We start from the raw sequence: 5,876 nt of genomic DNA on the forward strand, positions 1-5,876 counted from the left end.
CGGGAGAGAACTTGTTGGTCGTCTTGCTTGTCATGGCTCCACCTTCCCAGGAGTTGGAGCCTCCGATCAACCCGGGGCGGTTCATCTTGACTATCTTTCAGCGCCGACTTGAGAGTGCGAAGCAACTGTGATGTTTGACCTACTTTTACATTCGGAACTGTGGCTACAGATCGCTCGGGGGATCCCTATTACGATCGCGCTCACAACTCTCGCTATGGTTTTCGGGATAATATTGGGTGCCGGAGTGGCGGTACTCGTGAATAGCGACAATTACACTCTGAAATGGACTGGCGAAGCGTTCACATTCTCATTTCGGGCAATTCCGCTTCTGACATTGCTCTATTTTCTGTACTACGGCCTGCCGAACATTGGCTTCATCCGACAAGGGCCGCTGTGGGACGTATTTTTCCGGTATTCGTTTGCTATTGCCGTCCTTGGTTTTAGCCTGAACAACGCGGCGTATCTGGCAGAAGTTCTCCGCGGTGGAATCAAGTCAGTAACACGGGGCCAAGTCGAAGCGTGCATGGCTGTGGGAATGACCGATGGAATGGCCCTTCGTCGTGTGGTGCTTCCGATTGCTTTCCGCAATTCCGTCATGACGATTGGGAACGAGTTGGTTGCTACCCTCAAAGCCACGTCGCTCGCAAGTGCAATCGCCGTCTCCGACGTTTTGAGTAACGCGAATTCCTACGGGAGAATTTACTCGGACAATATATCTCCCTTGATCGCGGCCGGTGTGTTTTACCTGATCATCGTTGGTCTCATCGATGTAGCGCTTGCTGCGATCAGAAAAAGAGCGGCGATGTAAGTCGCGCAGCCAACGGGCCTGCATAACGACCAGGATCCAGCCATAGCGGCAGGTTACCCCGCGCCGTTCTACGGACGGAAAAGACTACGCTTTGAATGAAGTCGATGACGTGCTTGGTGACAGACGAAATTGGAGTGATGACGTGCAAAACATATTCAACAGCCCTACTACGGCACTCGAAGGGCTCTTATTCGACGGCATGTTCATTGCCGCGGGTGGTTTCGGCCTATGTGGTATTCCGGAACTGTTGATCGATGCCATCCGCGAGGCCGGCACCAAAGACCTAACGATCGCGTCGAACAATTGCGGTGTCGACGACTTCGGCCTCGGCGTGCTGCTGAAGACGAAGCAGATCAGGAAGATGATCTCCTCTTACGTTGGCGAGAACGCCGAGTTCATGCGCCAGTACCTGAGCGGCGAGCTGGAATTGGAGTTCAATCCGCAGGGAACGCTTGCCGAGCGTATGCGCGCCGGCGGCGCTGGGATTGCGGGGTTCTATACCAAGACCGGTGTCGGCACCGTGGTTGCCGAGGGCAAGGAGACGAAGACCTTTAACGGCGAGACCTATGTTCTCGAGACCGGCATCGTCGCGGATCTATCGATCGTCAAGGCCTGGAAGGCCGACACATCCGGCAATCTCGTCTTCCGCAAGACGGCCCGCAACTTCAATCCGCCGGCCGCCACCTGCGGCAAGATCTGCGTTGCCGAAGTCGAGGAGATCGTGCCCGTCGGCAGCCTCGATCCCGACCATATCCATGTGCCGGGAATCTATGTGCATCGCTTGATCCAGGGCCAGCACGAGAAACGGATCGAACAGCGCACCACGCGCGCAGCGGCTTAAAGGGCGGGGAGGAGAAAGACATGGCCTGGGACAGAAACCAGATGGCGGCGCGGGCAGCGCGCGAACTCGAAGACGGCACTTACGTCAATCTCGGCATAGGCATTCCGACGCTGGTCGCCAATTATATTCCCGAAGGCGTCCATGTGATGCTGCAGTCGGAGAACGGCCTGCTTGGCATCGGCCCGTTCCCGACCGAGGACCAGATCGATGCCGATCTCATCAACGCCGGCAAGCAGACTGTGACGGCGCTGCCGCATTCGGCCTTCTTCGACTCGGCGCAGAGCTTCGCGATGATCCGCGGCGGCAAGATCGCCATGGCAATCCTCGGCGCCATGGAAGTGGCCGAGAACGGTGACCTCGCCAACTGGATGATCCCCGGCAAGCTCGTCAAGGGCATGGGTGGCGCGATGGATCTGGTCGCCGGTGTCAAGCGGGTGGTGGTTGTCATGGACCACACCAACAAGGCCGGCGAATCCAAGGTACTGAAGGCATGTACCCTGCCGCTGACCGGAAAGAGCGTCGTCGATCGGATCATCACCAATCTTGGTGTGCTCGAGGTCGTCGATGGCGGACTGAAGCTGGTCGAGCTTGCCGACGGTGTCACCGACGGCGAGATCCGCAGCGCCACCGAGGCGACCATCGTCAACTAGGCCTGACAGCTTATTGCCGAGACGCTGGAGCCGGCCTCTGTCGGCGTCACAAGGACATAGAGGAGATCACCATGAACACCCCATCGATAGTCATCGCCAGCGCCGCCCGCACCGCGGTCGGTTCCTTCAACGGCGCGTTCGGCAACACGCCGGCGCACGAGCTCGGCGGCGCCGTCATCAAGGGCGTGCTCGAGCGCGCAGGCATCGAAGCGGGTGAGGTCGACGAGGTGATCCTCGGCCAGGTTCTCCAGGCCGGCGAAGGCCAGAATCCGGCGCGCCAGGCGGCTATGAAGGCGGGCGTACCACAGGAAAAGACCGCCTGGGGCATGAACCAGCTCTGCGGTTCCGGTCTTCGCGCCGTCGCACTCGGCATGCAGCAGATTGCAACCGGTGATGCGGATATCATCGTCGCCGGCGGCATGGAGTCGATGTCGATGGCGCCGCATTGCTCGCACCTTCGCGGCGGCGTGAAGATGGGCGACTTCAAGATGATCGATACGATGATCAAGGACGGCCTGACCGACGCCTTCTACGGCTACCACATGGGGATCACCGCCGAGAACGTCGCCCGCCAGTGGCAGCTCAGCCGTGAGGAGCAGGACATCTTCGCGCTCGCCTCGCAGAACAAGGCCGAGGCGGCACAGAAGGCAGGGCGCTTCGCCGACGAGATCGTTCCCTTCATCGTCAAGACCCGCAAGGGCGACGTCATCGTCGACCAGGACGAATATATCCGCCATGGCGCAACGCTCGACCAGATGACGAAGCTGCGTCCGGCCTTCGACAAGGAAGGCACGGTCACCGCCGGCAATGCCTCGGGCCTCAATGACGGCGCCGCCGCCACCCTGCTTATGACCGAAGCACAGGCTTCCAGGCGCGGCATGCAGCCGCTCGCCCGTATCGTGTCCTGGGCAACTGCCGGCGTCGATCCGCAGGTCATGGGTACCGGCCCGATCCCGGCGTCGCGCAAGGCGTTGGCGAAAGCCGGCTGGGCGATCGGCGACGTCGACCTGGTCGAAGCCAACGAGGCCTTCGCCGCCCAGGCTTGCGCGGTGAACAATGACCTCGGCTGGGATCCTAGCATCGTCAACGTCAATGGCGGCGCGATCGCCATCGGCCATCCGATCGGTGCTTCCGGCGCCCGCGTGCTCAACACGCTGCTCTTCGAAATGAAGCGTCGCGGAGTTTCCAAGGGGCTTGCGACGCTTTGCATCGGTGGCGGCATGGGTGTTGCCATGTGCGTGGAAGCGATGTGAAGGGAGGGCAGCGCCATGACCTCCGCCGAATACCGTCTCTGCGACGTATCGCTCGACCGGTCGTTCGGTGGCCGGGACGCGGGAATTGAGCGAGAGCAAGCGCTCGCGGTCATCGACCTCTTGGAATCCAATACATTCATTCCGGTCGGTCACGAGGGCGGGCCTTATCGCCTCAGGATCGAAGCGGTTGACGGGCGTCTGGCATTGCATGTCGCTGACATCAGGACGAGCATGTTGTCAGTCACTACCTGTCGCTCACGCCCTTACGCCGATTGCTTAAAGACTACACCCGTATCTGCGAGAGTTACTACGACGCGATCCGCCACCCTGGGCCTGAACGGCTTGAGGCAATCGATATGGGCCGGCGTGGGGTGCATAACGAGGCTGCCGAACTGCTGAGAGCGCGGTTGTCTACAGAAGTGAATATCGACAGCGACACCGCGCGCCGGCTGTTCACGCTGATCTACGCCCTGCTGGTGCGCAATGCAGACCAACGAATTCTATCGAGCTGACATGAAGCCCAAGCGTTCGCTATCTAACCGGTCTCTCAGTGACTGACTGCCACGTTGGGAACCACGTCCCATATGCGGTTTTTTCGCTCGCAGCGGTGAAACGCTACTGCAAAATGTGCCTATTGAAGGAAGTGCATAGCTTGCAGCAGGCGTGATGAAGTCGCGGCCTGCACTCGGAGGCTCATCGTCAGGACAGTAGAACGATTCGAAGCCGGAAAACTGAGAGAGGCACTCTGCCTACTCAGAGTTCAGCGCTAACCATGAGGAGAACTAATATGTCTGAATCAGGAAATGAGCCTTGGCGCTGGCTTGAAGAACAATGGCGTTATCGCGTCAACCGCGTGCGTGCAGGGAAGAAGTTGACCCCACCTTGGCCTAACGGAAAACGTTGCGCGGTTGCCCTGTCATTCGATGTTGACCACGACACGCTCGAACTGTGCGAGGGCGGAAAATCAATTAGCCGTATGTCGACCGGGCAGTATAGTCACAGGCGAGGAATGCCACGAATAATGTCTGTGCTGCGAAACCACGGCGTCAAAGCTAGTTTTTTCGTTCCTGCAGTCTCAGCGATCCTTTATCCGGACGAACAGCGTTTGGTCATCGACGAGGGGCACGAGATCGGCATGCATGGTTGGATTCACGAACTCAATTCCCATTTGCCGCCGGAAGACGAACGCGAATTAATGAGGCGAAGCGCCGACACGCTTGAGAAGCTCACGGGCATCAGGCCTGTTGGGGTGCGCACACCGTCGTGGGATTTTTCGGAAAACACCCTCTCAATTATTCGCGAGATGGGCCTTCTTTATGACTCGTCGCTTATGGCGGACGACAGCTGCTATGAGCTAATAGAGAACGGTGAGCGAACGGGTGTGATCGAGATTCCGGTCGAATGGATACGCGATGATGCTCCATATTTTGAAATGAGCCTCACCGCCGCGGTTCGGCCGCAGTTGAGCCCTGAAGATGTGCTAGCGATTTATCTGCGCGAATTCGAGCTAGCATACAGTGAGGGTGAAATGTTTCAGCTCACCATGCACCCTCATCGCATCGGCTATCGTTCTAGGATCTGGATTCTTGAGGAAGTCATTCGGGTGGCAGAAGCCAAAGGCGATGTTTGGTTTGCCACACATCGTGAAGTGGCTCAGCATGCGTCGACCGCCCTTTAGTTGCCTGGACCTCTTGCAGCCTTAGGAGTTCCGACGAGGGTTACGTTTCAGGCAATGGGCTCAAACATCAAACGCCTGCCCGTCCAGTGCAGATTGTGATCGAAACTGAATCCAGCTTAGTTGCGGACATCACCGGAACTAAAATAGCCGCTCGCCGAGCATCTCTTCCGCCTCCGGCGCAGAGGCTGTGATCGTGCCCACTGGCGTGGTGTAGCTGACGGCATTGGTCGCCGTGCTCTCCGGCATGGGCCGGACTGATCAGCGCGCCACTGCGGGCAGACTGATGAGCGGATCATCGCTCATCTGGCTGATGGTCTCAAGAGTCATATAGCGCGCCCGCTGCACGGCCCATTCATCATTCTGCTTGACCTGCCACTGAACTGTCATCCAGCTGCGATTAGAGCCTCGACCGTTTTTGATCCGATACCATTCTTTGGACCGCCGGAAGGTGGAGTTTTCCGGCTGTTTCACGATGGCGGGCTGACGGCGCCATCGGGATTGATCAACGAGATCGGAACCTTGTGCCCGATTGCGCCATGTGGGCGCACCTCGTTGTAGTATCTGCGCCAATCCTCCAACTTTTCGGCCGCGTCGGCAAGCGTCAGGAACCAGTGGGCGTTCAAACATTCCGCCCTGAAGCGGCCGT

At 58.6% G+C, this 5,876-nt stretch carries 7 protein-coding genes and 1 pseudogene; 6 read left to right on the forward strand and 2 right to left on the reverse strand.

Annotated elements, in window-relative coordinates:
• Window positions 1-130 precede the first annotated feature (130 nt).
• From NKH03_RS34130 to NKH03_RS34155, 6 genes and pseudogenes are all read left to right on the forward strand, one after another.
• Window positions 131-808 carry an ABC transporter permease subunit gene (locus NKH03_RS34130; protein ID WP_352973234.1) on the forward strand — a complete coding sequence of 226 codons (678 nt, stop codon included), beginning with the start codon at window positions 131-133 and terminating at the stop codon, window positions 806-808.
• Window positions 809-1,007: 199 nt separating this feature from the next.
• Window positions 1,008-1,649 carry a CoA transferase subunit A gene (locus tag NKH03_RS34135; RefSeq protein ID WP_502913585.1) on the forward strand — a complete coding sequence of 214 codons (642 nt, stop codon included), beginning with the start codon at window positions 1,008-1,010 and terminating at the stop codon, window positions 1,647-1,649.
• 20 nt (window positions 1,650-1,669) lie between these two features.
• Complete coding sequence (locus tag NKH03_RS34140) at window positions 1,670-2,299, forward strand: 3-oxoacid CoA-transferase subunit B (RefSeq protein WP_352973236.1); 630 nt, start codon at window positions 1,670-1,672, stop codon at window positions 2,297-2,299.
• Between the two features lie 71 nt (window positions 2,300-2,370).
• On the forward strand, window positions 2,371-3,552 hold the full coding sequence (locus NKH03_RS34145) for an acetyl-CoA C-acetyltransferase (protein WP_352973238.1): 1,182 nt from the start codon (window positions 2,371-2,373) through the stop codon (window positions 3,550-3,552).
• A gap of 15 nt (window positions 3,553-3,567) precedes the next feature.
• Window positions 3,568-4,064, forward strand: a pseudogene (locus NKH03_RS34150) (UPF0262 family protein).
• Window positions 4,065-4,339: 275 nt separating this feature from the next.
• The gene (locus tag NKH03_RS34155) at window positions 4,340-5,230 is read left to right on the forward strand and encodes a polysaccharide deacetylase family protein (RefSeq protein ID WP_352973239.1); all 891 of its coding nucleotides are present in this window, start codon (window positions 4,340-4,342) and stop codon (window positions 5,228-5,230) included.
• Window positions 5,231-5,488: 258 nt separating this feature from the next.
• Here the strand turns inward: NKH03_RS34155 and NKH03_RS34160 are convergent, their stop codons facing one another.
• Together NKH03_RS34160 and NKH03_RS34165 are read right to left on the reverse strand one after the other, a co-directional pair.
• Window positions 5,489-5,701 (reverse strand): hypothetical protein, encoded by a 213-nt coding sequence (locus NKH03_RS34160; RefSeq protein WP_352973244.1) that lies wholly within the window; start codon window positions 5,699-5,701, stop codon window positions 5,489-5,491.
• Window positions 5,698-5,876, reverse strand: a 179-nt coding sequence (locus NKH03_RS34165; protein WP_352973241.1) for an integrase core domain-containing protein, incomplete at its 5' end; no start/stop codon positions are given. The genes NKH03_RS34165 and NKH03_RS34160, both read right to left, overlap by 4 nt.

The sequence above is a fragment of the Mesorhizobium sp. M1406 genome (assembly GCF_040317555.1).
GTDB lineage: Bacteria > Pseudomonadota > Alphaproteobacteria > Rhizobiales > Rhizobiaceae > Mesorhizobium.

Coding starts and splice junctions, on each gene's coding strand:
- NKH03_RS34130 (WP_352973234.1), top strand. CDS start 131: ATGTTTGACCTACTTTTACATTCGGAACTGTGGCTACAGATCGCTCGG.
- NKH03_RS34145 (WP_352973238.1), top strand. CDS start 2,371: ATGAACACCCCATCGATAGTCATCGCCAGCGCCGCCCGCACCGCGGTC.
- NKH03_RS34140 (WP_352973236.1), top strand. CDS start 1,670: ATGGCCTGGGACAGAAACCAGATGGCGGCGCGGGCAGCGCGCGAACTC.
- NKH03_RS34135 (WP_502913585.1), top strand. CDS start 1,008: ATGTTCATTGCCGCGGGTGGTTTCGGCCTATGTGGTATTCCGGAACTG.
- NKH03_RS34155 (WP_352973239.1), top strand. CDS start 4,340: ATGTCTGAATCAGGAAATGAGCCTTGGCGCTGGCTTGAAGAACAATGG.